The organism is uncultured Streptococcus sp., from assembly GCF_901875575.1.
Classification (GTDB): Bacteria; Bacillota; Bacilli; order Lactobacillales; family Streptococcaceae; genus Streptococcus.
This window is the reverse complement of the sequence record NZ_CABFMF010000055.1, coordinates 1-26,018: the sequence shown is the minus strand read 5'-3', so window position 1 is coordinate 26,018 and position 26,018 is coordinate 1. Positions and strand designations below refer to the sequence as shown.

Here is a 26,018-nt window from a genome sequence, read left to right as displayed (position 1 = left end):
AAAAAGGCATCCAATCAGGTGTGAGAAACTTGATTGGATGCCTTTTATAATGGAAAGATTTATTAGATATTTTACTTTAAATTGCGATATACATCATCATCTTGCTAGAAAAAAGGATTGAAGGTCTTTTCGTGAGCAATAGTAGTAGCAGGACCATGCCCTGGATAGACATCATAGTTTGGTAGGGTGAAGAGTTGGGTTTTGATACTATGGAGGAGTTGCTCCATGCTACCAGTCGGAAGGTCGGTCCGTCCGATTGTTTCACGGAATAGGGCATCTCCTGTCAAGACTAGGTGAGTATCAGGAAAGACGATAGAAACGCCGCCGATAGAGTGACCTGGTGTTGGCAAGACAGTGAAACGAAATTCTTCCAGTTGATATTCCTCATGAAAGATAAAAGTGTGTTCTGCAGGTTTTGCGACCACATCTGCCATATCATCGTGGCGAGGAAGCCCAGATAGATTATCGACAGGAGTATAGAGCCAGTTAGCTTCGCTCTCTGCAATATAGACAGGAGGATTACCAAAAGTCTCGCGAACCAAGTCCAGGCTCATGATATGGTCATAATGGGCGTGGGTCAAGAGAATGGCACAGATAGGTTTGTTGATGTTCTCGATTGTTTGACGAATGATTCCCCAGTCACTACCAGGATCTACCAAAATGATATGTTGGTCTCCTTCTAAATAATAGGTATTTTCATAAGCAACAGGATTTACAGTTTTGTGGATTTTCATATTAGCTCCAATCTCAAAGAATATTCTAAATTAAGTATAGCATAGTTGAGCAGATTAAGCTAAAAAGGAGATAGGTTAAAAAAGTTCAAATGAGATAGATAATTTTGTCAGTATAGAAAAAAGGATTTAGACCTTCTTATTTAGGTTTAAATCCTTTTTAAAATTTACTGTGTAAATAATTCAAGAACCATTTCTATATACATGACAAAGGTTAATAAAAATCCTGCTCTCCAAAAGAACTTGATGAATTTAGGATAGTAAAAGCTTCTTTTTTTTGTAAGAAAGAAAAATACCAGAATAATAGCTAGGAGAGAAAGAGCAAGACCTAGTCTTGGTAAAAAGTTATGTGTAAAGGTTTTGGCTGTGATGAGATAGTACTCAAATACTAAAATAGGAAAAGCCAAGTCTGCAAAATTGAAACCTAGTTTTTTTAATTTAAAAAGTTTGGTTAGGATAATAGAGACTATTAAAGTCAATACTAATAATAAAATAGATGCTATTTTCATTAAAATCATATCCATATTGTATCATAAAAAATCTCTAATGGAAATGAGAAAGAGAGGAATTTAGAGGAAAGTCGGGCTTTTGAGATTGTCAGTGTTTTTTGTTATAATGAAGGTTATGAAATCTTATAATACCTTGAATGATTATTATCGAAAACTTTTTGGAGAAAAGACCTTTAAAGTCCCAATTGATGCAGGGTTTGATTGTCCCAATCGTGATGGAACTGTAGCTCATGGGGGTTGTACTTTTTGTACGGTTTCAGGTTCTGGAGATGCTATCGTAGCACCGGATGCGCCTATCCGTGAGCAATTTTATAAAGAAATCGACTTTATGCACAGAAAATGGCCAGATGTTCAAAAGTATCTGGTTTATTTTCAAAATTTCACCAACACCCATGAAAAGGTGGAAGTCATTCGGGAGCGCTATGAACAGGCTATCAACGAGCCAGGTGTAGTAGGAATCAATATCGGAACGCGCCCAGACTGTTTACCAGACGAAACCATTGTATACTTGGCTGAATTATCAGAACGCATGCATGTGACGGTTGAATTGGGTTTGCAGACAACCTATGAAGCAACTTCTGATTTGATAAACCGTGCTCACACTTATGAATTGTACGTGGAAACGGTCAAGCGTTTGAGGAAGTATCCCAAGATTGAGATTGTTTCTCATTTAATCAATGGCTTGCCTGGTGAAACCCATGAGATGATGCTTGAAAATGTCCGTCGCTGTGTCAGGGATAACGATATTCAAGGAATCAAGCTGCACTTGCTTCATCTTATGACCAATACGCGTATGCAAAGAGATTATCATGAAGGGCGCCTGCAACTCATGAGTCAAGAAGAGTATGTTAAGGTCATCTGTGACCAATTGGAAATTATTCCCAAGCATATTGTTATTCATCGAATCACTGGGGACGCACCGAGAGATATGCTGATTGGGCCTATGTGGAGCCTCAATAAATGGGAGGTTCTAAATGCGATTGAAACAGAGATGCGGCGTCGTGGAAGCGTTCAAGGATGCAAGGCTGTAAAACAGGAGTATTGATATGAAAAGACCACTTGAGATGGCACATGATTTTTTAGCAGAGGTAGTGACAAAAGAGGATGTGGTAGTAGATACGACCATGGGAAATGGTCATGATACTCTTTTTCTAGCCAAGATAGCCAAGCAAGTCTATGCCTTTGATATTCAAGAACAAGCCTTACTGAAAACTCAGGAACGGTTGGCTCAGGCTGGATTGGACAACGCCCAGTTAATATTACAGGGTCATGAGACACTAGATCAATTTGTGACAGAAGCCAAGGCAGGAATTTTCAACCTTGGATACCTACCTTCTGCGGATAAATGTCTTATTACTAAACCACACACAACTATAGAAGCACTAACAAAGCTCTGTAACCTCTTGGTTAAAGGTGGACGGATTGCCATTATGATCTACTATGGGCATGAAGGAGGAGAGCTCGAGAAGGATGCTGTCTTGAATTTTGTTAGCCAGTTGAACCAACAAGAGTACACAGCTGCCATTTACCGAACCCTGAATCAAATCAACAACCCGCCCTTTTTAGTAATGATTGAGAAGTTAGAAAGATATAACCATGGATAAACAGTATTTACGAGAAAAGCTAGAATCTATGCGCCAAAATTTTGTCGAGTCAACTCAGCATGAGCGACAAGTTGGGGTGTTGGATGAAGAACACATGAGTAAAAAAATGCTTAAAATTAAGAAAAAGTTGGTCGCTCTTGAAATGGAGAGGTGCCAGAAAAAAATTGAGCACAAGGATTGTTCCAAGATTGACCAAAAAATCAAAGAGCAGAAGGAGATATTTGAATCCTGTTGTAAAAAAGATTAAGGAGGAAGTGCGTGGAATTACTGATTTACCTCATTCTATTTTTGCTAGTCTTAATTGTCTCTAGCACGACCAATAAACTTCTGCCCTTTTTACCAATGCCACTAGTGCAGATTCTTTTGGGAATCGTGATTGGTCTCTTTTTACCCAATACAGATTTCCATCTCAATACGGAGTTGTTTTTGGCTATAGTTATTGGCCCCCTTCTTTTTCGAGAAGCTCAAGAGGCAGATATTACATCCATCTTAAAACACTGGCGCATCATTGTGTATTTGATTTTTCCAGTCATTTTCATTTCAACCTTGAGTTTGGGTGGACTGGCTCACTTTCTTTGGATTGGCCTTCCTCTGGCGGCTTGTTTAGCTGTTGGAGCGGCTCTAGGACCGACAGATTTAGTGGCCTTTGCTTCTCTTTCTGAGCGCTTTCGTTTTCCAAAACGTGTGTCTAATATTTTAAAGGGCGAGGGGCTTTTGAATGATGCTTCCGGTTTGGTAGCCTTTCAGGTAGCCCTAGCTGCTTGGACTACTGGAACTTTTTCGCTTAGTCAGGCTGGTAGCTCTCTCATCTTTTCTATCCTAGGTGGTTTTGCTGTTGGTTTTGTGACCGCTATGATTAATCGCTTCCTTCATACACTTTTATTGAGTTTAAGAGCGACAGATATCGCTAGTGAACTTTTGTTAGAACTGAGTTTACCCTTAGTGACCTTTTTTCTAGCTGAAGAAATTCATGTTTCAGGTATTATCGCAGTTGTCGTAGCAGGGATTTTAAAGGCAAGTCGTTTTAAGAGAATCACCTTACTTGAGGCTCAGGTGGACACCGTCACAGAAACTGTCTGGCACACGGTGACCTTTATGCTTAACGGTTCTGTCTTTGTGATTTTGGGAATGGAATTAGAAATGATAGCAGAGCCTATCTTGACCAATCCAATCTATAATCCCCTTTTATTACTGGTATCAATTGTTCTACTAACCTTTTTACTCTTTGCAATCCGCTTTTTGATGATATATGGATATTATGTAGTCAGAACGAGGCGACTCAAGAAAAGCATGAATAAGTACATGAAGGATATGCTCCTTTTGACTTTTTCAGGTGTTAAGGGAACTGTATCTATTGCGACCATTCTTTTAATACCTAGCAATCTTGAACAAGAATATCCTCTCTTACTTTTTTTAGTAGCAGGTGTAACATTACTAAGTTTCTTAACAGGTTTGTTAGTTCTTCCTCATCTTTCTGATGAACAGGAAGAAAACAAGGATTATCTCATGCATATTGCTATTTTAAATGAGGTAACTTTAGAACTGGAAAAAGATTTGGAGAGCACTAGAAATAAACTCCCCCTCTATGCAGCAATCGACAATTACCACGGTAGAATTGAAAACCTCATTTTGAGTCAAGAAAAAAAGGATGCTCAAGAAGACTGGGAAGCCTTGAAACTCTTGATTCTTAGTATTGAAAACGATTCTTTGGAACAGGCCTATGAAGAAGAGAGAATAAGCGAACGTGCTTATCGAGTTTATCAGCGTTATTTGAAAAATATGGAAGAAAGTATCAATCGTAAACTAGCTTCTAAGTTGACCTATTATATCTTGGTATCTCTACGGATTTTGCGTTTTATTCTTCATGAAATTTTTACCTTGGGTAAGACCTTTCGTTCATGGAATGATAAGGAGCATGGTCGTCTTAGAGCTCTTGATTATGATCAGATATCTGAATTGTATTTGGAAAATACTGAGTTGATCATCGAAAGTTTGGAAAACCTTAAAGGGGTTTATAAGAGTTCTCTGATTAGCTTTATGCAAGAGTCTCGTCTTCGTGAAGCATCGATTATTACAAGTGGAGCCTTTGTCGAACGGGTTATTACTCGTGTGAAACCGACTAATATTGATGAGATGTTACGAGGGTATTATCTAGAAAGAAAGCTAATCTTTGAGTATGAAGAAAAAAGATTGATTACCACAAAATATGCCAAGAAATTGCGACAAAATGTCAATAATTTAGAAAATTATTCCTTGAAGGAAACAGCCAATACTTTGCCTTATGACATGATGGAATTGGTAAGAAGAAATTAATCAAGATTATAAGTGAAGGAGTGTGACATGAAAAAGTGGTGGAAAGAGCTGATAGACAAGCCTTTATTAAAAGCTTTTTTGCATTATTATCAAGCATCAGATAGTGAGTTGACCAGTGTCGCAGTAGCCTACTATTGGTTGATTTCGATTTTCCCCCTGCTTTTGGTGGTGATCAATATCCTCCCTTATTTTCAGATTCCAGTTTCTAATTTTTTAAAGGTTGTCAATGAATTCTTGCCGGATACCATGTATGATGTGGTGGCAAAGATTATCACAGAAGTGCTAACCCAACCTTCAACAGGTTTACTGAGTTTTGCGGTCTTATCAGCTTTATGGACTTTTTCAAAATCTATGAACTATCTCCAAAAAGCTTTTAATAAGGCTTATGGAGTAGCCAAGAGTAGAGGTTTAATTTACCAGCAATTGATGAGTTTACTAGTCAGTTTTGGCTTGCAAATTCTTTTTGCTTGTGCCTTGTTTTTGAGCGTATTTGGTCGTATTTTACTAGATTTTCTGAAAAATTATTGGCAATCTGATAATCCAATATTCGTTTATCTAGAAGACCTTACGGGGCCTTTAGTTTTCACCTTAATTTTTGCGATCTTAGTCATGTTTTACTATTTTCTGCCCAATGTTAAGGTCCGACGAATACGTTATGTTTTACCGGGGAGTATTTTTGTCTTGTTGACTCTAGTATTGATTCTAAATATCTTTTCAGCTTCTGTTAATCATTATATCAATAATCTCGTAGAGGTTCGTTTTGTAAGTTCTATTATTTTTGTAGTGACCATGTTTTGGTTTATTTTACTGGCCAAGATATTGATTATCGGTGCAGTGATCAATGCTAGTGTGCAGAGTTTGAAAGATCTGAATTTTAGAAAAGACTAACGAATTTTTAATTCATTATAAAACGCATAATATGAAAATTCCACGAGGTCAACTATAGTCAGAAAGCTGAACAACAAGCCAAAACGCCCAAAAAAGGCGGTAAAAAGCAAGCACCTGCAAGCAACATGCCGAAATGGTCAAATCCTGATTATGTCAACGAATTAGACCCAAAAATCGTTGATATGCTAGTAGAATTTCACAAGTCACAAGGCACTTTGGAAACTCCCGAGGCGCAAGCAGAAATCGTCCAAAAACGTGAAGAAATCGAGCAAAGGAGAGCTGAGCTTGAGGATAAAAAACAAGAGCTTTTGAACCGCTTGAACAAATAGAGTTTCGCAAGTATTATGCTTACAAATTACTTGAGCAATTAACTAAAATATAAACCCTGCCTAGATATAAAGGCAGGGTTTATATTTTAGAAATTCACGTAGGTTGTTTCGGTTTTTACATACCCAGTATAGTCTGAGTTTCTATAGTATTCAGTGATAAACTTCCATTTTCTTTGAGAAAGATGGATATAAGTACTTGTTATGTAGTATGGATATGGGCTTTGTGAATCCAAGTAACTCTCATAAGCTTGCATACCAAAATATGCTCCACCAATTATGCCACTCCATGGCCCTATAGAACCTATAAAGCCAAACATCGCGGTTATTCCAGAATCAATCATGAAGTGAGCGAATGTGTTGGCTTGTTTATTCCCATGTATTGTGTTGACGTAATTCCAAACATTAGGATCGTATGATCTAAAAGATATATTTAGGTCGAGTTCATTCTTTTGATAAGCCATATAAAATGACCCATTGATATAGACGCCATCAGTACGTCGTTCAATAGTGTCTACACTTCCATTTGGAGTGACCACCTCAAGAACTTCATCACTTAAAATATTTACTTGCGTATCTCCGAACCGCACTGATGAGCCATTCTCAAACTGAGCCTCACCAGATACAACTTTAGAGTTTGCCGATAAGCTATCATCAGCAAAAACAACAAGCGATGGGGAAATGCTAGACATACAGAAAACAGACATAACTAGCAAACACATGCATTTAAACATCTTAGACATAACGGAAACTCCTTTGTATTTTTGATTTTTTTCAACTTTTGTTATACAATAAAACCAAATAAAAAGAAAGCGGTAACAGTATGCTTAATGTGAAAATTTTATATATATTTTTATTTTTGATCTTTGTCGAAACTACAGGCTTGTTGTTGTTGAAAAACGGTCTTGAAAGAGGTTATTTAGATACAGGAGCTATCATCCTTGCAGTTTTTTCATTTGCTTTCGACAACCTATGTTCATTCGGTTGGGTCTACTTTACAATAAAAAACCATAAAAAAAATAAAAAATAAATAGACGTATTTTCAAAAAAAGATTACATATTTATCAAAGTAAAACGACGATTTAAATCGTCGTTTTTTTGTATACAAAGCCCATTTTTTAGTTTTTTCATACAAAAATCACGCATTTTCGGTGCTGAGACGACGATTCTGAGAGTTTTTCAGACTTTTTTGCGACCTGTCTGTCTATCATTAGAAAAGCTTAGAGAGCTAAAGGATTTTGCCTGATAATATGCGTTTTTTGATTATGAAAATTAATAGATAAACATGGCATCGCCAAAACTAAAGAAGCGGTAGTGTTCTTGGATGGCATGGTGGTAGGCATCTAATACTAATTCGCGACCTGCAAAGGCAGAAACCAGCATGACCAGAGTAGATTTTGGCAAATGGAAGTTGGTTGAAAATGCATCTACAACCTTCCAATCATAACCTGGTTTGATAAAGATATTGGTCCAGCCAGAGTCTGCTTGGATTTGTCCATCAAACTTAGATCCAATGGTTTCTAGAGTCCGGATAGAGGTTGTTCCAACAGCGATGACACGTCCACCATTTTCTTTCACAGAACGAAGTGTTGCAGCAGCTTCTTCAGAAAGTTGGTAGAATTCAGAATGCATCTCATGTTCGTCAAGATTATCCACAGAAACAGGTCTAAAGGTTCCAAGCCCGACATGAAGCGTCAGATAGACTAGATGAACACCCTTAGCTTGGATTTCTGCCAGCAGTTCTTTGGTGAAGTGCAATCCAGCAGTCGGTGCAGCAGCAGAACCACTTTCCTTGGCGTAGACGGTTTGATAACGTTCACGGTCATCCAATTTTTCGTGGATATAAGGAGGTAGAGGCATTTCTCCCAGACTTTCCAAGACTTCTAGGAAAATTCCTTGGTAGTCAAAACGAACAATACGACCTCCATGGCTCAACTCCTCGGTCACAAGAGCAGAGAGTCGACCGTCTCCAAAGCTGACGCGAGTGCCAACCTTGAGGCGTTTGGCAGGTTTAGCCAGAACTTCCCACTCGTCTCCACTAGTGTTTTTAAGGAGGAGCAGTTCCACATGACCTCCTGTTTCCTCCTTTTGACCATAGAGGCGGGCAGGGAGAACGCGGGTGTCGTTCATGACAAGGGCATCTCCTACCTCTAGCATATCAATAATGGAATGGAAGTGACGATCCTGAAACTCTCCAGTCTTACGATTAACAATCAGGAGTTTTGAAGCATCACGTTTTTCAAGTGGTGTTTGGGCAATCAATTCCTCTGGTAAATGGAAATCAAAATCAGCAGTATTCATATCTTTTTTATTCTTTCTAATTCTAATCTTATCCATTATAACATGTTTCAGGTTTGGGTGCTCTTTTTTAGAAATTAAACCGTTTTCACTTGACAAAAATTGGTCTATACCATATAATAAATTTAGAAATAATGGAGGACAAAAAGATGAAAGTCATTAAAGTTGAAAACCCAATCGAAGGCGGTAAAGTTGCTTTTGAGATTTTACAAGAAAAATTAGCAAATGGAGCACAAACTCTAGGGCTTGCAACTGGTAGTAGCCCACTTGAGTTTTACCAAGAAATCGTAGCTAGCGACCTTGATTTTTCAAATCTAACTAGTGTGAACCTTGATGAGTATGTAGGCCTTGATGGGGACAACCCACAGTCTTATCGTTACTTCATGCAAGAAAACTTGTTTAACCAAAAACCATTTAAAGAAAGTTTCTTGCCTCGTGGGGTTAAGGACAATGCTGAAGCTGAAGTAGAACGCTACAACCAAATTTTGGCTGACCATCCAGTCGACCTACAAATTTTAGGTATCGGACGTAATGGACACATTGGATTTAATGAGCCAGGAACTCCATTTGATAGTCAAACTCATTTGGTAGAACTTGACCAATCTACCATCGAAGCCAATGCGCGCTTCTTTGATAAGATTGAAGATGTACCAACCCAAGCCATTTCAATGGGGATTAAAAATATCTTGGATGCCAAGTCTATCCTTCTCTTTGCTTACGGTGAATCAAAAGCAGAAGCTATTGCCGGAACAGTGTCTGGTCCAGTGACTGAGAGTTTGCCAGCAAGTAGCCTACAAAATCACCCTGATGTGACCATCATTGCTGATGCTGAAGCACTCAGTTTATTGGAAAAATAGAAAACAAGGGAATATAGAAACCTTGTAACTTATTTGTATAGTAAATATTAACTATTTTATAAATGCAAGAAATAATTAAATTTGTGTTTGATTTTTTCTTGACATTTATACCTTTTATGTGTAGAATAGAATAGATATTGAACTTGAAGGGAGTGAAAAAAATGTCTAAAACAGTAGTACGTAAGAATGAATCTCTTGACGACGCTCTTCGTCGTTTCAAACGTGCGGTTACTAAAGCTGGTACTCTTCAAGAAACACGCAAACGTGAATTCTATGAAAAACCTTCTGTAAAACGTAAACGTAAATCAGAAGCAGCTCGTAAACGTAAAAAATTCTAATTAAAATGAAAGGCTAGAGAAATCTAGTCTTTTTCATTTTAAATAAAGTAGTGTAAATCCTGCAAAAAACTGAAACTTCCTTATACAATCTGATATAATAGAAGTGAAAACTCATTTGAAGGAGGAAATGATGTCGGTTTTAGTAAAAGAAGTGATTGAAAAACTTAGATTGGATATTGTTTATGGTGAAGCGGATTTACTTGAAAAGGAAATCCATACTTCCGATATTACGAGACCTGGTCTTGAAATGACAGGCTATTTTGATTACTATACTCCAGAGCGGATTCAACTTTTAGGGATGAAGGAATGGTCTTATTTAGTTTCCATGGCTTCTCATAATCGTTATGAAGTCTTGAAAAAAATGTTTCAGCCTGAAACACCAGCGGTTATCGTTGCTCGTGGTTTAGTGGTTCCTGAGGAAATGCTAAAGGCTGCTAGAGAATGTAAGATTTCAATTTTAACCAGTCGGACACCGACCAGTCGTTTATCAGGAGAACTGTCTAGCTACCTGGACTCTCGTTTGGCTGAACGTACCAGTGTTCATGGAGTCTTGATGGATATCTATGGAATGGGTGTTTTAATTCAAGGAGATAGTGGCATTGGTAAGAGTGAGACGGGTCTAGAGCTTGTCAAACGAGGACACCGTTTAGTTGCAGATGATAGGGTTGATATCTTTGCCAAGGATGAAATGACTTTGTGGGGCGAACCTGCTGAAATCTTGAAGCACTTGATAGAAATTCGTGGGGTTGGTATCATTGATATTATGAGCCTTTACGGTGCTAGTGCTGTTAAAGATTCTTCTCAAGTTCAGCTGGCTGTTTACTTGGAAAATTATGATACCCATAAAACTTTTGATCGTTTGGGTAATAATGCTGAGGAGTTGGAGATTTCTGGTGTATCGATTCCTCGTATCCGTATCCCAGTGAAAACAGGTCGTAACATCTCTGTCGTGATCGAGGCAGCAGCTATGAACTACCGGGCCAAGGAAATGGGCTTTGATGCGACTCGTTTATTTGAAGAACGTTTGACAAATCTGATAGCTCGAAATGAGGTGCATGATGCTTGATCCAATTGCCATTCATCTAGGACCACTTGCCATTCGTTGGTATGCCTTGTGTATCGTATCGGGTTTAATTTTAGCCGTTTACCTAACTATGAAAGAGGCTCCGAGAAAAAATGTTCTGTCAGATGATATTTTAGATTTTATCTTGCTGGCTTTTCCACTTGCCATTTTAGGTGCCCGCATCTACTATGTAGTCTTTCGTTTAGACTATTACAGTCAGAATCTGGGAGAAATTTTTGCCATTTGGAATGGTGGTTTAGCCATTTATGGTGGCTTGATTACAGGGGCTATTGTTCTTTATATCTTTACTGATCGAAAACTCATCAATACTTGGGATTTCCTAGATATCGTAGCTCCAAGTGTGATGATTGCTCAAAGTTTGGGCCGTTGGGGAAATTTCTTTAACCAAGAAGCCTATGGTGCTGCAGTCGATAGTTTAAATTACCTGCCTGCCTTCATTCGTGACCAGATGTATATTGATGGAAGCTACCGCCAGCCGACCTTCCTTTATGAGTCGCTTTGGAATCTACTTGGCTTTATTTTGATTCTGATTTTAAGACGAAAATGGAAGAGTCTTAGACGAGGTCATATCACGGCTTTTTACTTGATTTGGTATGGTTTCGGTCGTATGGTTATTGAAGGATTAAGGACAGATAGTCTCATGTTCTTTGGACTTCGTGTCTCCCAATGGTTATCAGCTGTTCTTATTGGTCTCGGAATAGTGATTGTTATTTATCAAAATCGAAAGAAAGCCCCTTTCTATATTACAGAGGAGAAAAAGTAAATGTTAGAAGTAGCCTATATTCTTGTTGCCCTTGTTTTAATTGTTTTTCTAGTCTATCTGATTATCACAGTTCAAAAGGTTGGTCGTGTTATTGATGAAACAGAGAAGACGATTAAAACCTTGACTTCAGATGTGGATGTGACCTTACATCATACAAATGAATTGTTAGCTAAGGTTAATGTTTTAGTTGATGATATCAATGTAAAAGTAGCTACAATCGATCCACTCTTTAGTGCTGTAGCAGATTTGTCAATCTCTGTTTCAGACCTTAATGATCAGGCACGGGTATTGAGCAAGAAAGCAACATCAGCTGGTACAAAAACGATCAAGACAGGAGCAAGTTTATCAGCTCTACGCTTTGCAAGTAAACTATTTAAAAAATAAAAAGGAGAAATCATATGGGAAAACTATCTTCAATCTTTTTGGGCACTGTTTCAGGTGCAGCCCTTGCCTTGTTTTTAACTAGTGATAAGGGTAAGAAAGTTCGTAGTCAAGCTCAAGATTTTCTGGATGATTTGAGAGAAGATCCTGAATATGCTAAAGAACAAGTTTGTGAAAAATTGACTCAGGTCAAGGAACAGGCGACAGACTTTGTTTTGAAAACAAAAGAGCAAGTAGAAGCTGGAGAAATTACTGTTGACAGTGTTTTAAATCAGGCTAAATCATATGCTTTTCAAGCGACTGAAGCATCAACTAATCAATTCAATAATCTCAAGAAGCAATGGCAAGAAAAGGCCGAAACTCTTGATGAATCAGAAGAGATTGTGATTGATATCAAAGAAGAAAAAATCTAGATTTGAGAGAGAGGGAAACCTCTCTTTTTTATTTAAAACAACATAACATATTGATATTTTATAAGCAATTAAAAATTTCCAACTTTTATTGACGGAAGAAGCCTGTTTTTTGTTGTGTAAATATGTTAAAAATGGTATAATTGAGCTGTAATAGCTGTAATAGCTGTAATAGCTGTAATAGCTGTAATAGCTGTAATAGCTATGATGTGTAAAATACTCATCATAGTGATTTTTTATGGTTATATTCCTACCTGGGTTTAGCTATAAAAAATTACTTTTTAATTTGATTTTATGTCTTGACATAAGGAGGAAAAATGGGAAACAAATCGAATTCGCTAAATAGAGTAAAGCGTCACCAACGTGAAAAGGTTCTACGCTTTTCTATTCGTAAATATAGCTTTGGTGCGGCTTCAGTAGCTGTTGCAGCACTGATGTTTTTGGGTGCGCGCGTTGCTAGTGCGGATAGTGTGATTGAAACTAATTCACAACCAATCACAGATGTGGTGAATCAGAAAGACAAGGATAAATCACTTGCAGAGATTCAACAACCTACCGACAATGATAATAAAGTAGAAGTTGCACAGAATCCTTCAGAAAAGGAGATGACAACTAATGTTGAAACTACTGTCAAAACGATTGATAAAACAAAATTAAAAAAAGTAGTTGAAGAGTTAAAGACTACTCTTGCATCAAAATCAGATCTTGAAAACTCAGTTCTTTCTCCGATTAAGGACAGAGTTCAAAAAGGGCAAGCCTTACTAGATAGTGAAACTGCAACACAGAAGGATGTAAATGACCTACTTTCCCTTTTAGAAAATGATTTGACTGTTTTATCAAATGCTACTAAAGAATCAAGCAAGGTTCAAGAAAACGTAGTTGAGAATAAGACTGAAATCAAAGATAATAAAATTACTTCTGAACTAGGTGAAGCTGAAAAATCTACTTCTCAAAACAAGGAAGCTGATAAAAACACAACAGAGAAAAAAGAATCTTTAAAATTATCTACTGATCAATTACAAGCTGCACTTCTTGAATTACCTGATCATGAAACAACTAAAGAAGTGTTGAAAAAAGCCAACGAAGTTCTCTCACTTGCTCAAGGATTGTTGACAAATACTAGGGTAACATCTAATGAACTTGAGGATTTGAATCAGCGTGTAAAAAGAACGTTTAATTCTGTCAAGATAGCGACTTTACGTCTAACTTCAGGTAAGAATGACCCACGTAATGGAAATAAAATTGAAGAAGGTTCTAATGTTAGAGCGGCTTCAATTTCTTCAACATGGGATTCAAGTGACAACTTATTGATTTATCAACGTCACCGTGCGAGTGATGGAAGCAGAGTCGTTAGAAATGGATTAAGAGAATATACTGAAAATAAAGTAGATATGTTCGCTAAAACGACAACAATTGGTGGGGAACGTTATGTAGTTTATGATGTCTTCTTCAACAATGATGGTACAGCAATGGCGAACTTAAGTAGATATCAAATCTATCGATTAATTTTACCACCTCAAATTTTAGATTTAAATAGCGATGGTACTTATAAAGGTAATACTTTAAGAGATTTGAAATTTGAAACTTATACAAGAAATGGTAACTCTGGAACTCTTTCTCAAAATCCGGAAAGATTTACTAGAACGGGTTCTTATGATGTTAACTTCTTGAGGGATTCTACGGATTATGGTCCAGCTTGGAAAAAATTAACATATTTCTATGGTTTAGATATCAGACACGGAAATAGTTATAACCAAGATATGCGTGATACATTTAAAGGAAATAGTAATGATCCGCTTTTAATCCATGCGGTAACAAGAACGGAAAGTAAATATAATCAATACTCTTATGGTTTTGGGGTTAAAACAGAGGATAAAACAGCTGCAGTACATATGCAAGTGAAAGCTAAGTTGAAAGCTGGAGTGACAGATGACCAGGTAAGAGATGCATTTGCATTAGCAGTTGCGGGTACATATGGAGCAACTACAAACCAAGCATATACATTCATTTCAGGACGAGATGCAAATGAACCGATATATACAGATTATCCAGACCAACCAGTACAACCAACCTTAAGAGAAAAACAAGCAAAACTATATCCTATCCAAGGTAGCACTCATACAAAAGTTGTAGGAGATGCCATTCCAAACACAGGGAATCCTGTAGCGGATAACTATATTACGCGTAAGGGTAGTGGAGATTTCCCTGCTGGAATGAGCTGGAGTTGGAAAGATAAGACTGCTCCAAGTACAGCAAATGCTGGGAAGTTTACTTATACTGCAATTGCAAGATATCAAGATAATTCAACTTCAGAAGACGCAAATTCAGGATCAGATGGAAAAGTTTACTTTACGGTTAACCCTAAAAAACCTGTAATCACAGCAAGTGATGTGCAACATAAAAAAGGATTAACAAATCAACGAATTACAGTAAATGTTGGTACAGGGGTTAAAACAGGATCTACAGTTACTTTATATGATGGAAATAACAATGTTATCGGAACAGGAACAACAAATGGAACTACAGCAACAATTACAGTTGCGGGTGCATTACCTGGAACACCGATTACAGCCATTACAACAGTAAATAATAATGGAGTTGTAACTTCTGAACGAAGTGATGGAGTTACACCAACAGAAGCACCAGATACAGAAGCTCCAACATTAGCTATTACACCTACTAATCAAACAGTAGTTGAAGGACAAAATGTAACCTTTACAGTAACAGCAAGAGATAATAAAATTGTTAATCTTGATACTTCAGATTTTATGACAAAATATGGTAGTAGATTGGTTAATTCAAAAGCTAGTGCAACTAACGTAAGAAATACTGATACTGAAAAAATAAGGACTATTACGATTACAACAACGGCAGAAGATGTTGGTAAGATCAATACAATCACTTTTAATGCTACGGATGATGCTAATCATAGTGCGACACCAGTGAGATTTACATTTACTGTAACTAGACGTGACGATATGCCACCAACGGTTAAAATGACAAATCCGACAGACGGAAACAAATCAACTATATTAACAAACAATGAGTCAACATCTCCAGTTACTCGTATTTATAGAGGGGCAACTTTAAATGTTCCATTATCAATGTTTGATAATGATCCTAAAGGAAAAGTAAACTTAAAATATGAAAGTGGATTACCTAAAGGTGTTAATTTTAACAATGGAACAACTCTTACAAAAACAGGAGCAGTAGAAAATAATCCTGGAACAACAACTGTTACTGGAAAAGTTGCTGCTGATGCACCATTAGGAAAACATACGGCTACTTTTAAAGTGTCAGATGACCAAAGTGGTAATGTTGATAAAGGTAATATGTCTACGGTGAAATTTAGAACCGAAGTCGTTGATTTAGAGTTTGAAGATGGTAAAGGCGAAGTTAGACAAGATGGTACTTTAGTTATCAAAGGAAATAAAGGTACTTCACTAAATGATGCTAATGAGTATTTAAGAACTACTGATGGAACAACTCACAATGACAGTTTCTTCCCAGGAGGAATGAAATTTAGATTTATTCAACCAGATAATACTGTTAAGAATAATGTTACTTTTAATACGCCAGGTAAACATGTTGTAAAAGCAGCAGCTTACTTCCCTGAGAATTATGCAGGAACGAATGGAATTCAAACAGTTCCTCGTACTGGAGTTACAGGTGATAATGTTTCTGAAATTACAAATAGAGCGTATTTAACGAAAAATATTGAAGTTCAAATTAAACCTACTGCGCCAACGGTAACGCCAGAAACAAATGGGGATGTTACAGTAACGCCAGTGACTGAAGAAAATGTTAATACATTTAATTTTACTTATAATGATCCGAATAACACACCAAAAACTGTTACAGCTACTAAGACTGGAAATGGATGGACATTAACAAATGCTCCTGCTGATGGTGTGACGATTGATCAAACTACAGGTAAAGTAACAATCAAAGATAGAGCTATCAAAGATTCTGATCCAGTTACAGCAATATCTAAAACAACTGACAACGTAGAAAGTGATCCTGCAAGAGCTAATTCAAATGTTGGTGATAAAATACCACCAGTATTTACGTTTACTCCTAATGGAAAAGAAAAAATAGTGGATGCTACTGGAAAACAAGTTGTTTATGTAACTCCAACGGAAGATACAAATCTTAATATTGGGGCTGTAACGGATAATTCAAATAAATTAGTGGAAGCTATATTTAAAGGAACAGATGGTAACGCTAGTGGCTTAGGTTTACCAGGGTTAACACATAATGGAGTACTTCGTGCTAATAATGTCGAAATAGCCGCACCAAGAGATATCATAGTAACAGGGAAAGTAAGTGAGTATAAAACTGGTACAACACGATGGGTTGATGATGAACTATATACTCGTAATGTGAATGCAACAGATGCTTCAAACAATTCAATATCTAATACGCGCGAACATCCTATAGCTGTTACCTTTAAAGTTTTAACTCAAGCAACGAAATATGATCCACATATTGGAAATCAAGTAATTGATAAGGATATTACTGCACCAGGGGCAACGGTTACTCAAGCAGAATTTGATGCTATTAAATCAAATATCACCTTCACTTCAAATCGTGGTGATGTAAAAATCAGTAATGGTGCTAACAATAGAACTACTGGTTTAAATATCACGATGAAAGACAATGGTGCAATTCAGAAAGATCCAGCAAATGGTTCATACTATGTAAATGCTAGAATTGAATATCCAGACCATTCAACAGAAGATATTAGAATTCCGGTTACGAAGTCTGATACAACAGCACCAAGAGTAACAATAAATGGTAAAGAATTATCAGAAACGGCTACAGATTACTCATTTGTAGTATTTAAAGGATCGACATTCAACCCAACCCTAAGAGTTAGTGATGATAAAAATAGCGTGAAAAGCGTAAGTGTATCAGGCTTACCAAGTGGAAATGATTTCTCAGCAACAGGAAACTGGGCTAAAACTGGTGCAGATGTTCAAGTAACAGGAGATACTATTACAGCAACAAATACTGCTACATTAGGAGAACATGAAGCAAGTATTGTTGTAAAAGATGCACTAAACAATGAGAAAACTTATAAATTTAAATATAAAGTTGTAGATGTTGCAATTAGAGAAACACCAAAAACTGTTCCATTAAATACACAATTAGGAGATTCTCATAATTATGTAAAAGTAGTAGATGGAACAAATAATGATGGGGATGATAAATACTATCCAGACGGTATGTCGTTTAAATGGAAGAAGGGAACTGCAGAGGTTGCTAATGAAACTAGATTGAGCAGACCAGGAATCGTTTCTGAGTATAAACCAGAAGTGAAATTTAAATCTGGAGCTGGTTTCTATACAAAAACAATCGATGGTAAGGAAGTTAAAGTTTACACACCTGCTACCATTGTGAAAGATCAAGTATTTCGTGTTAAACCAACAGCTCCAACAATTACGCCTTTAGAAAAAGGGGATGTAACAGTAACGCCGGTAAATGAAGAAAATGTTAATAGATTAGACTTTACTTATGTTCATCCAAATAATTCTACTTTTAGAATAACAGCTACAAAAAATGGCAATATATGGTCGCTATCGCCAAATACTCCTCAAGATGGTGTAACGATTAATCCAGATACGGGTGTTGTAACGATTAAAGACCGTGCTATTAAGGATGCAACTGAAATAACAGCTAAATCTGTGACAACAGACAGTGTAGAAAGTGATCCAACAACAGGGAATTCTAAAGCCGGGGATAAAGAACCACCAGTATTTACATTTGATCCAGATGGAAAAGAAAAAATAGTTGATGCTGATGGTAACCAAGTAGTTTATGTAACGCCAACAGAGGATACAAATCTAACAATTGGTAGAGTGACGGATAATTCTCGTAAGCTATTAGAATCTAGAATGATGGAAAAAAATGGGGACATAAGTAATGGTTTAGGATTCCCAGGATTATCTTATAATGAATTAATTCGTAGAGATAATACTGAAGTAGAAGCACCAAGAGATGTCAATATTACAGGGAAAGTAAATGAGTATAAAACAGGAACAACACCATGGAATGATAGTGACGATTATACACGTTATGTAATTGCAAAAGATGCTTCTACAAATGAGCTAAGAAATATATCAGATGGAACGAATCCTACTAGAGTTAAATTCAAAGTTCTAACTCAAGCAACAAAATATGAACCACAAATTTCAGCTCAACCAGTGAATGTGGATGTTGCGGCTACAAATGCGAAGATTAGTCAGTCAGATTTTGATTCAATGAAATCAAATCTAACATTCACGTCTACACGTGGATCTGTAAAGATTGATAATACAACTAGTGGATTGAAGATTTCTATGAAGGAAGAAGGAGCTATTAAGCAAAATGCAGATGGTTCTCACTATGTGGGTGCAACTATCGAATATCCAGACCATTCAAGAGATGAAATCCAAATCCCTGTTGTAAAAGCTGATGCAAATGTTCCTTCAGCTACAATGGATGGTATGTTGTTAACGAATGATGTGAATACTACTGCAAACTTCGTGGTGTTCAAAGGTTCAACATTCAACCCAACATTCAATGTAAGAGATGACAGAAACAACATCACAAAACTAAAAGTAACAGGACTTCCAAATGGAAGCACGTTTGAACAAACAGGGAATTGGACTAGTGGATCAACAGTTCAAGTGACTGGAGTTAACCATATTACAACAGATACTTCTACTTTAGGAGAACATGAAGGAACTGTAGAAGTTACAGATTCTACAAATAATACTGGAACATACAAGTTCAAATATAAAGTAGTAGATGTTGAAGTTAGAAATAGTCCAGAAACAGTTGAGTTAGGAACTAAACTAGTTGATGCAGCAAATTCAGGTAATGGTAAAGACTCTCATAATTATGTGAAAGTAGTCGATGGTCAAAATAATAATGGTGATGATAAATATTATCCAGCGGGAATGAACTTCAAATGGAGTACGAATAATGCTGAAATAACAACTACTACTGAGTTTAATAAACCAGGTGTAGTAACGGATTACAAAGCATTAGTGAAATTCTCATCTGGTGCAGGATTCTATACAAAGAGTATCGATGGTAAAACTGTTAAAATTTATACACCTGCTAGCATTGAAAAAGAGGTTACATTCCATGTAGCACCTCCAAAACCAACGTTTAATCAGGATGCAGTATCATCAACAACACGTACAATCAGTGGTACATTAGGTGGATTCACATCAGATGATAGAGTTGTAGAAGTACACTTAAATGATAAAGACAATACAGTATTATCAAGCAAAAATGGACAAGTAACTATTAATGGAGATACTTGGACAGCGACATTACCAGATAATGTGAAACTTCGTCAAAGTGAAAATAAAAACGGAGAAACTACACAACCATCAGCGATTACAGTAGTGAATAAAGTTGGAGATACAGATGTTTCTAAAACGAGTGATCCTAAAGTAGTTACAATGGGAGATTACTCACCTTCTGCTACGATTGCTGGTAGCAAGCATATCGATGTAACAGTGCCACATGATGCAAAACGAATCGAGTTACGATTCCATAACAGCACTGACACTGATAATACGCCAAACAGTATTGTCCTTGTTCGTGATGAAAATGGTGGAAATTGGCAAGTAGATCCTTCTACGGCACCAGCTGGAGTTACAAATGTAAATAACTTCGTACAAGCTATTACAAATAGTGTGAATGATACAAATAAAGCTGAAAATAAAGTAAGTATTACCTTAAAAGAAACAGACAATAATAAGAAACTTCTTATCAAAGAAGAGGTTGCTTCTGGAGATAATACAGATAACTATACTAGCGGATTAGGATTACGAGTAGATTACAAACCTGAAGCTGGACAAACTGCAACCCCAGCAGGTAATTGGAAAGTAATTACAGTAACTAATGATGCTCCAGTAGTAACGTTGAAAGATGCAACAGTAGGAACACAAGAAAATCCTAAAGTCTTTACTGCAGGAACAACACTTACAGAAGATTTATTAAAAGGCTTAGTAACTGTAACTGATACTGAAGATGATCGTACTACGGATAAACCTTTCGGAACGGGTACTGTTAATATTACTGGTTTACCAGAAAATCCAACAGCAGGTGTATATACTGTAACGCTTCAACCAGTTGATAGCCAAGGAAAAGCAGGAAACCAAGTAACTGTACATGTAGTTGTAAAAGAAGAAAAACCAGCAGCTCCAACGATTTCACAATGGCAAAATGGAAATGTTAAAGTAACACCATCAACAAATAACGGTGGAGATAAAGTAACAATTCCATTAACAGATGGAACTGTAACATTAGTGAAAAATGGAAACGATTGGCAACTTGAAACACCGAAAGAAGGTGTCGTATTCCGTAATGGTTCATTAGAAATTCCTAAAGAATTGGTAGGAACTAGTGTTACTGCCAAAGCATCAAAAGGTACAGGTGGTTCAGCTGTAGATTCTGATGATGCAACATATACACCAACACCTCATAAAGTAACAACTGTTGATGTTATTAAAGAAGTAGATTCACCATTAACAAATTCTGATTTATCAGGAAAAACAGGGGTTACTGGAGTAGTAGATGGAACTGAAACGAAAGATTTCACAGCAGCGAAGATTACAAGTGTAGTGGAAAAAACATCACCATTACCAAATGTAACTCCGGATAGTAAACATACAATTCCAGTGACAATTACTTATGAAGATGGTTCAACAGAAACAACTGATGTAATTGTTAAAGTGAAACCACAAGCTCCAACAGTTACACCAAAAGAAAACGGAACTGTAGAAATTACACCGATATTAACTGGAGAAGGAACTACAACGATCACATATACAGGTGAAGATAACACGCCACAAACAGTAACAGTAACAAAAGCTGGAGATGGAACTTGGACAAGTTCTGATCCGAAAATTACTGTTGATGCAAATGGTAAAGTGACTATTCCTGCTGATAAGGTAAAAGATGGTTCACCAGTTACAGCGCAAGTGACAAGTAAAACAACAGACTTAACAAGTCAATCATCTACAGAAACTGCTGGAAAACCATTAACAGTTGAAGTAGGAACACCGGTAGATGCGATTGAAAATAAAGCATATACAAGTGATAAAGTGGTAACACCTAACAAAGACAATAGTACAATTACTCCAACTCCTAAGAATGGATTAACTGTAACTCCTGAAGGTAAAGTTACTGGAACACCAGATATTAAAGACTGGGGAGAAATCGAAGAAAATCGTAATGTAACGATAAAAGTAACAGTAACACATGAAGGTGATACACCGGTTGAAAAAGATGTTGTAGTCAATGTATTAAGAGATACAGATGGAGATGGAACACCAGATAAGGATGATTTAGACGATGATAATGATGGTATTCCAGATGATCAAGATAAAAATCCAAAAGTAGCAGATAAGCTAACAGGAACAGTGACACCACCAGCTCCTGTGAGAGAAAAAGCTGAAGTTCCACCGGTAACAGTTGTAACAACAAATAAACCAGGTGCTACCATTACAACAGAAAATCCACCAGTAAATGGATTATCAGTTAACGGCAATGGTGAGTTAACAGGAACTCCAACAGTAGATAATTGGGACAAAGATGAAGAAGAACGTCAAATTAAGATTCCTGTTAAAGTTACAAAAGAAAAAGATGGAAAAACTGGAAAAGAAACTGAGGAAATTAAGGTAGAAGTTCCGGTAACGATTCTGAGAGATACTGATGGAGATGGAATTCCAGATAAAGAAGATACAGACGATGATAACGATGGAATTCCAGATGATGAAGAGAAGAGAAACGGAACAGATCCGAAATCTCCTACGACTCAAACTCCAACTATAGGAATTACTCGTAAAGAAAATGGTGATGCAATCGTAACACCAACAAAACCGGGTGGAGGGACTTATCCACCAGGAACAACTGTAACGATTCCAGGAAATGACAATACTCCAATTGAAGTTACAATTGGAAATGATGGTTCAGGAACAGTTCCAAATGATAAACTTCCAAAAACTGATAAACCAGGAACAGGAATCGTAAAAGAACCAAATAAAGAACCATCTAAACCAGTAAATGTAACAACACCTGCTCGTAAACCATCGACTATAGAGTTAGAACAAGATCCAAAAACAGGAGATGTAACTGTAACACCTAAGAAACCAGATGGAACAACATATCCACCGGGAACAACTGTGGAAATTCCAGGTAAGAATGGAACACCTATTGTTGTAACAATAGAAGAAGGCGGTAAAGGAAAAGTTTCAAACAATGATTTACCGGAAGATAAAACATCAGGAACAGGTAAAATTATAGAAAAAGGTAAAGATCCTGAAGATGTTAAAGTGGAAACACCGAAACGAATTGATCCAACTTTACCAGAAACAGACGCTCCAACGGAGATTGCAATTACTCGTAAGGAAAATGGAGATGCTATTGTAACACCTAAGAAACCAGGTGGAGGAACATATCCGACAGGAACTAAGGTAGAAATTCCAGGAGAAGATGGAACAACTATTGAAGTAACGATTGGAAATGATGGTTCAGGAACAGTTCCAAATGATAGCTTACCAAAAGATGCTAAACCGGGAACTGGAACAGTAACAGAACCGAATAAGAAACCATCGCAACCTGTAAATGTGACAACACCAGCACGTAAGACACCAACAGTAGAGTTGGAACAAAATCCAAATACTGGTGATGTAACAGTAACACCTAAGAAGCCAGATGGAACAACATATCCACCAGGAACTACAGTGGAAATTCCAGGTAAAGATGGCAACCCAATTAGAGTAGAAATTGGACAAAATGGTAAGGGAACAGTTCCAAATAGTGAATTACCAGACGGAAATACTCCAGGTACTGCAAAGATAAAAGAACCGAATAAACCTGTTGAAAATGTGAATGTGGAAACGCCAGCCCGTAAGACACCAACAGTAGAGTTACAACAAGATCCAGATACAGGAGAAGTAACCGTAACACCTAAGAAACCAGATGGGTCAACATACCCACCAGGAACTAAGGTAGAAATTCCAGGTAAAAATGGAACCCCAATTGTTGTAATAATTGGACAAAACGGTAAAGGAAAAGTACCAAATAAAGACTTACCAGATGGTAATATTTCAGGTCCAGGAACAATCACTGAGCCTGGTACAGGAAAAACACCAGAAAAAGTTACTGTGGAAACACCAGCTCGTTTAATACCAGCCTTAGTATTAGATCAAGATCCAAATACAGGTGACGTAACAGTAACACCTAAGAAACCAGATGGAACAACATATCCACCAGGAACAACAGTAGAAATTCCAGGTAAGAATGGAGTACCAATTGTAGTAACAACAGGACCAGATGGAACAGTAGTGATTCCAAATAAAGACTTACCAGATGGAGAAATTCCAGGAACAGGTAAGATCACACCACCAGGTAAACCTTCTATTGAATTAGAAGTGAAAACACCGAAGAAATTAGATCCAAATGCACCTCAAACAGAACAACCAGGTGAAATTGAAATTACAAGAAAACCAAATGGAGATGCTGTAGTAACACCTAAGAAACCAGATGGAACAACATATCCACCAGGAACGAAGGTCGTTATCCCAGGTGATCATAATACTCCAATTGAAGTGATTATCGGAGATAATGGATCAGGTGAAGTACCAAATGATAAACTTCCAAAAGGAGATTTACCAGGAAAAGGTATCGTAACAGAACCGAATAAGAGACCATCTAAACCAGTTGATGTAACAACGCCAGCGCGTAAGACACCAACAGTGGAATTAGAACAAGATCCAAACACAGGGGATGTAACAGTAACACCTAAGAAACCAGATGGGTCAACATACCCACCAGGAACTAAGGTAGAAATTCCAGGTAAAAATGGAACCCCAATTGTTGTAATAATTGGACAAGACGGAAAAGGTAAAGTACCAAATAAAGACTTGCCAGAAGGAGATGTTCCAGGAACAGGTAAAATTATAGAATCAGGAAAACCTGATGAAAATGTCAATGTAACAACACCTTCACGTAAAACACCAACAGTTGAGTTACAACAAGATCCAGATTCAGGTGATGTAACCGTAACACCTAAGAAACCAGATGGGTCAACATACCCACCAGGCACTAAGGTAGAAATTCCAGGTAAGAATGGCACACCAATTGTCGTAATAATCGGACAAGACGGCAAAGGAAAAGTACCGAATAAAGATTTACCAGACCGTGAAGTACCAGGGAATGCTAAGATTACAGAACCAGGAAAAGATCCTGTAGAAGTACCAGTGGTAACAACGCCAGCGCGTAAGACACCAACAGTAGTATTGGAGCAAGATCCAGATTCAGGTGATGTAACAGTAACACCTAAGAAACCAGATGGGTCAACATACCCACCAGGAACTACAGTAGAAATTCCAGGTAAGAATGGCACACCAATCGTCGTAACAATTGGAGAAGACGGTAAAGGTAAAGTACCAAATAATGAATTACCAGATGCTGATATTCCAGGAACAGGTAAGATTACAGAACCAGGAAAACCTTCTGTTGAAGTAAACGTGAAAACACCTAAGAAATTAGATCCAAATGCACCTCGAACAGAACAACCAGGTGAAATTGAAATTACAAGAAAACCAAATGGCGACGCTGTAGTAACACCTAAGAAACCAGATGGAACAACATATCCACCAGGAACGAAGGTCGTTATCCCAGGTGATCATAATACTCCAATTGAGGTTACTATCGGAGATAATGGATCAGGTGAAGTACCAAACGAAAGACTTCCAAAAGGTGATTTACCAGGAAAAGGAACAGTAACAGAACCGAATAAGAGACCATCTAAACCAGTTGATGTGACAACGCCAGCGCGTAAGACACCAACAGTTGAGTTAGAACAAGATCCAAACACAGGAGATGTAACAGTAACACCTAAGAAACCAGATGGGTCAACATACCCACCAGGAACCAAGGTAGAAATTCCAGGTAAGAATGGAAATACCATCACTGTAATCATTGGAGAAGACGGCAAAGGTAAAGTACCAAACAATGACTTACCAGATGGTAAAGTACCGGGAGTAGCTAAGATTACAGAACCAGGCAAACCAACTGAAGAAGTACCAGTGGTAACAACGCCAGCCCGTAAGACTCCAACAGTTGAATTGGAACAAGATCCTAAGACTGGAGATGTAACCGTAACACCTAAGAAACCAGATGGGTCAACATACCCACCAGGAACCAAGGTAGAGATTCCAGGTAAGAATGGAAACACCATCACTGTAATCATTGGAGAAGATGGCAAAGGTAAAGTACCAAATAGTGAATTGCCAGATGGTAAAGTACCAGGGGTAGCTAAGATTACAGAGCCAGGCAAACCAACTGAAGAAGTATCAGTTGTAACAACGCCAGCGCGTAAGACACCAACAGTTGAGCTGGAACAAGATCCAAACACAGGAGATGTAACGGTAACACCTAAGAAACCAGATGGGTCAACATACCCACCAGGAACCAAGGTAGAGATTCCAGGTAAGAATGGAAACAC

The 26,018-nt window shown here is 37.4% G+C and carries 17 protein-coding genes; 13 read left to right on the top strand and 4 right to left on the bottom strand.

Going from position 1 to position 26,018, the window contains the following annotated elements:
• Positions 1-104: 104 nt before the first annotated feature.
• Together QZ114_RS08275 and QZ114_RS08270 are read right to left on the bottom strand one after the other, a co-directional pair.
• On the bottom strand, positions 105-734 hold the full coding sequence (locus tag QZ114_RS08275; protein ID WP_295501920.1) for an MBL fold metallo-hydrolase: 630 nt from the start codon (positions 732-734) through the stop codon (positions 105-107).
• A 164-nt stretch (positions 735-898) separates the two neighbouring features.
• Positions 899-1,255, bottom strand: a complete 357-nt coding sequence (locus QZ114_RS08270) for a DUF3397 family protein (RefSeq protein WP_295501914.1) — start codon at positions 1,253-1,255, stop codon at positions 899-901.
• Positions 1,256-1,346: 91 nt separating this feature from the next.
• Here QZ114_RS08270 and QZ114_RS08265 point away from each other — a divergent pair, with 91 nt between their 5' ends.
• The 6 genes from QZ114_RS08265 (at position 1,347) to QZ114_RS08240 (ending at position 6,374) form a co-directional block, all read left to right on the top strand.
• The gene (locus QZ114_RS08265) at positions 1,347-2,285 is read left to right on the top strand and encodes a TIGR01212 family radical SAM protein (protein WP_295502184.1); all 939 of its coding nucleotides are present in this window, start codon (positions 1,347-1,349) and stop codon (positions 2,283-2,285) included.
• A gap of 1 nt (position 2,286) precedes the next feature.
• Positions 2,287-2,844, top strand: coding sequence for a class I SAM-dependent methyltransferase (locus QZ114_RS08260; protein ID WP_295501908.1), 558 nt, complete (start codon positions 2,287-2,289; stop codon positions 2,842-2,844).
• Positions 2,837-3,091 carry a hypothetical protein gene (locus tag QZ114_RS08255; RefSeq protein ID WP_295501900.1) on the top strand — a complete coding sequence of 85 codons (255 nt, stop codon included), beginning with the start codon at positions 2,837-2,839 and terminating at the stop codon, positions 3,089-3,091. Before QZ114_RS08260 ends, QZ114_RS08255 begins: the two co-directional genes overlap by 8 nt.
• Positions 3,092-3,102: 11 nt before the next feature.
• A complete protein-coding gene (locus QZ114_RS08250; protein ID WP_295501898.1) occupies positions 3,103-5,157 on the top strand; it encodes a sodium:proton antiporter in 2,055 nt (684 codons plus the stop codon).
• A gap of 27 nt (positions 5,158-5,184) precedes the next feature.
• Positions 5,185-6,045: a YihY/virulence factor BrkB family protein gene (locus QZ114_RS08245; protein ID WP_295501896.1), complete on the top strand. Its 861-nt coding sequence runs from the start codon at positions 5,185-5,187 to the stop codon at positions 6,043-6,045.
• Between the two features lie 125 nt (positions 6,046-6,170).
• On the top strand, positions 6,171-6,374 hold the full coding sequence (locus QZ114_RS08240) for a hypothetical protein (RefSeq protein WP_295501894.1): 204 nt from the start codon (positions 6,171-6,173) through the stop codon (positions 6,372-6,374).
• Positions 6,375-6,460: 86 nt separating this feature from the next.
• Here the strand turns inward: QZ114_RS08240 and QZ114_RS08235 are convergent, their stop codons facing one another.
• Together QZ114_RS08235 and queA are read right to left on the bottom strand one after the other, a co-directional pair.
• Entirely contained in the window at positions 6,461-7,063 is a 603-nt protein-coding gene (locus tag QZ114_RS08235; protein ID WP_295502182.1) for a hypothetical protein, read from the bottom strand.
• Between the two features lie 580 nt (positions 7,064-7,643).
• The gene (queA, locus tag QZ114_RS08230; protein ID WP_295502180.1) at positions 7,644-8,672 is read right to left on the bottom strand and encodes a tRNA preQ1(34) S-adenosylmethionine ribosyltransferase-isomerase QueA; all 1,029 of its coding nucleotides are present in this window, start codon (positions 8,670-8,672) and stop codon (positions 7,644-7,646) included.
• A 146-nt stretch (positions 8,673-8,818) separates the two neighbouring features.
• Here queA and QZ114_RS08225 point away from each other — a divergent pair, with 146 nt between their 5' ends.
• The 7 genes from QZ114_RS08225 to QZ114_RS08195 all read left to right on the top strand — a co-directional run.
• A complete protein-coding gene (locus tag QZ114_RS08225) occupies positions 8,819-9,526 on the top strand; it encodes a glucosamine-6-phosphate deaminase (RefSeq protein WP_295501892.1) in 708 nt (235 codons plus the stop codon).
• A 161-nt stretch (positions 9,527-9,687) separates the two neighbouring features.
• Positions 9,688-9,864, top strand: coding sequence for a 30S ribosomal protein S21 (gene rpsU, locus QZ114_RS08220; RefSeq protein WP_000048054.1), 177 nt, complete (start codon positions 9,688-9,690; stop codon positions 9,862-9,864).
• A gap of 130 nt (positions 9,865-9,994) precedes the next feature.
• The gene (gene hprK, locus QZ114_RS08215) at positions 9,995-10,930 is read left to right on the top strand and encodes an HPr(Ser) kinase/phosphatase (RefSeq protein ID WP_295501890.1); all 936 of its coding nucleotides are present in this window, start codon (positions 9,995-9,997) and stop codon (positions 10,928-10,930) included.
• Complete coding sequence (gene lgt / locus QZ114_RS08210) at positions 10,923-11,711, top strand: prolipoprotein diacylglyceryl transferase (RefSeq protein ID WP_295501888.1); 789 nt, start codon at positions 10,923-10,925, stop codon at positions 11,709-11,711. The genes hprK and lgt overlap by 8 nt, the downstream gene beginning before the upstream one ends.
• Entirely contained in the window at positions 11,712-12,095 is a 384-nt protein-coding gene (locus QZ114_RS08205) for a DUF948 domain-containing protein (RefSeq protein WP_295501872.1), read from the top strand.
• Positions 12,096-12,109: 14 nt separating this feature from the next.
• On the top strand, positions 12,110-12,505 hold the full coding sequence (locus QZ114_RS08200; RefSeq protein WP_295501866.1) for a YtxH domain-containing protein: 396 nt from the start codon (positions 12,110-12,112) through the stop codon (positions 12,503-12,505).
• Positions 12,506-12,819: 314 nt separating this feature from the next.
• Positions 12,820-26,018: YSIRK-type signal peptide-containing protein (locus tag QZ114_RS08195; RefSeq protein WP_295501860.1), on the top strand; the 13,199-nt coding region annotated here is incomplete at its 3' end.

Excerpts from the sequence above, each read along its gene's own strand:
- QZ114_RS08240 (WP_295501894.1), top strand. The coding sequence starts at position 6,171 with ATGCCGAAATGGTCAAATCCTGATTATGTCAACGAATTAGACCCAAAA.
- QZ114_RS08255 (WP_295501900.1), top strand. The coding sequence starts at position 2,837 with ATGGATAAACAGTATTTACGAGAAAAGCTAGAATCTATGCGCCAAAAT.
- QZ114_RS08275 (WP_295501920.1), bottom strand. The coding sequence starts at position 734 with ATGAAAATCCACAAAACTGTAAATCCTGTTGCTTATGAAAATACCTAT.
- QZ114_RS08270 (WP_295501914.1), bottom strand. The coding sequence starts at position 1,255 with ATGGATATGATTTTAATGAAAATAGCATCTATTTTATTATTAGTATTG.
- QZ114_RS08235 (WP_295502182.1), bottom strand. The coding sequence starts at position 7,063 with ATGTCTAGCATTTCCCCATCGCTTGTTGTTTTTGCTGATGATAGCTTA.
- QZ114_RS08260 (WP_295501908.1), top strand. The coding sequence starts at position 2,287 with ATGAAAAGACCACTTGAGATGGCACATGATTTTTTAGCAGAGGTAGTG.
- QZ114_RS08205 (WP_295501872.1), top strand. The coding sequence starts at position 11,712 with ATGTTAGAAGTAGCCTATATTCTTGTTGCCCTTGTTTTAATTGTTTTT.
- rpsU (WP_000048054.1), top strand. The coding sequence starts at position 9,688 with ATGTCTAAAACAGTAGTACGTAAGAATGAATCTCTTGACGACGCTCTT.
- QZ114_RS08200 (WP_295501866.1), top strand. The coding sequence starts at position 12,110 with ATGGGAAAACTATCTTCAATCTTTTTGGGCACTGTTTCAGGTGCAGCC.
- lgt (WP_295501888.1), top strand. The coding sequence starts at position 10,923 with ATGCTTGATCCAATTGCCATTCATCTAGGACCACTTGCCATTCGTTGG.
- QZ114_RS08245 (WP_295501896.1), top strand. The coding sequence starts at position 5,185 with ATGAAAAAGTGGTGGAAAGAGCTGATAGACAAGCCTTTATTAAAAGCT.
- QZ114_RS08265 (WP_295502184.1), top strand. The coding sequence starts at position 1,347 with ATGAAGGTTATGAAATCTTATAATACCTTGAATGATTATTATCGAAAA.
- QZ114_RS08225 (WP_295501892.1), top strand. The coding sequence starts at position 8,819 with ATGAAAGTCATTAAAGTTGAAAACCCAATCGAAGGCGGTAAAGTTGCT.
- queA (WP_295502180.1), bottom strand. The coding sequence starts at position 8,672 with ATGAATACTGCTGATTTTGATTTCCATTTACCAGAGGAATTGATTGCC.
- hprK (WP_295501890.1), top strand. The coding sequence starts at position 9,995 with ATGTCGGTTTTAGTAAAAGAAGTGATTGAAAAACTTAGATTGGATATT.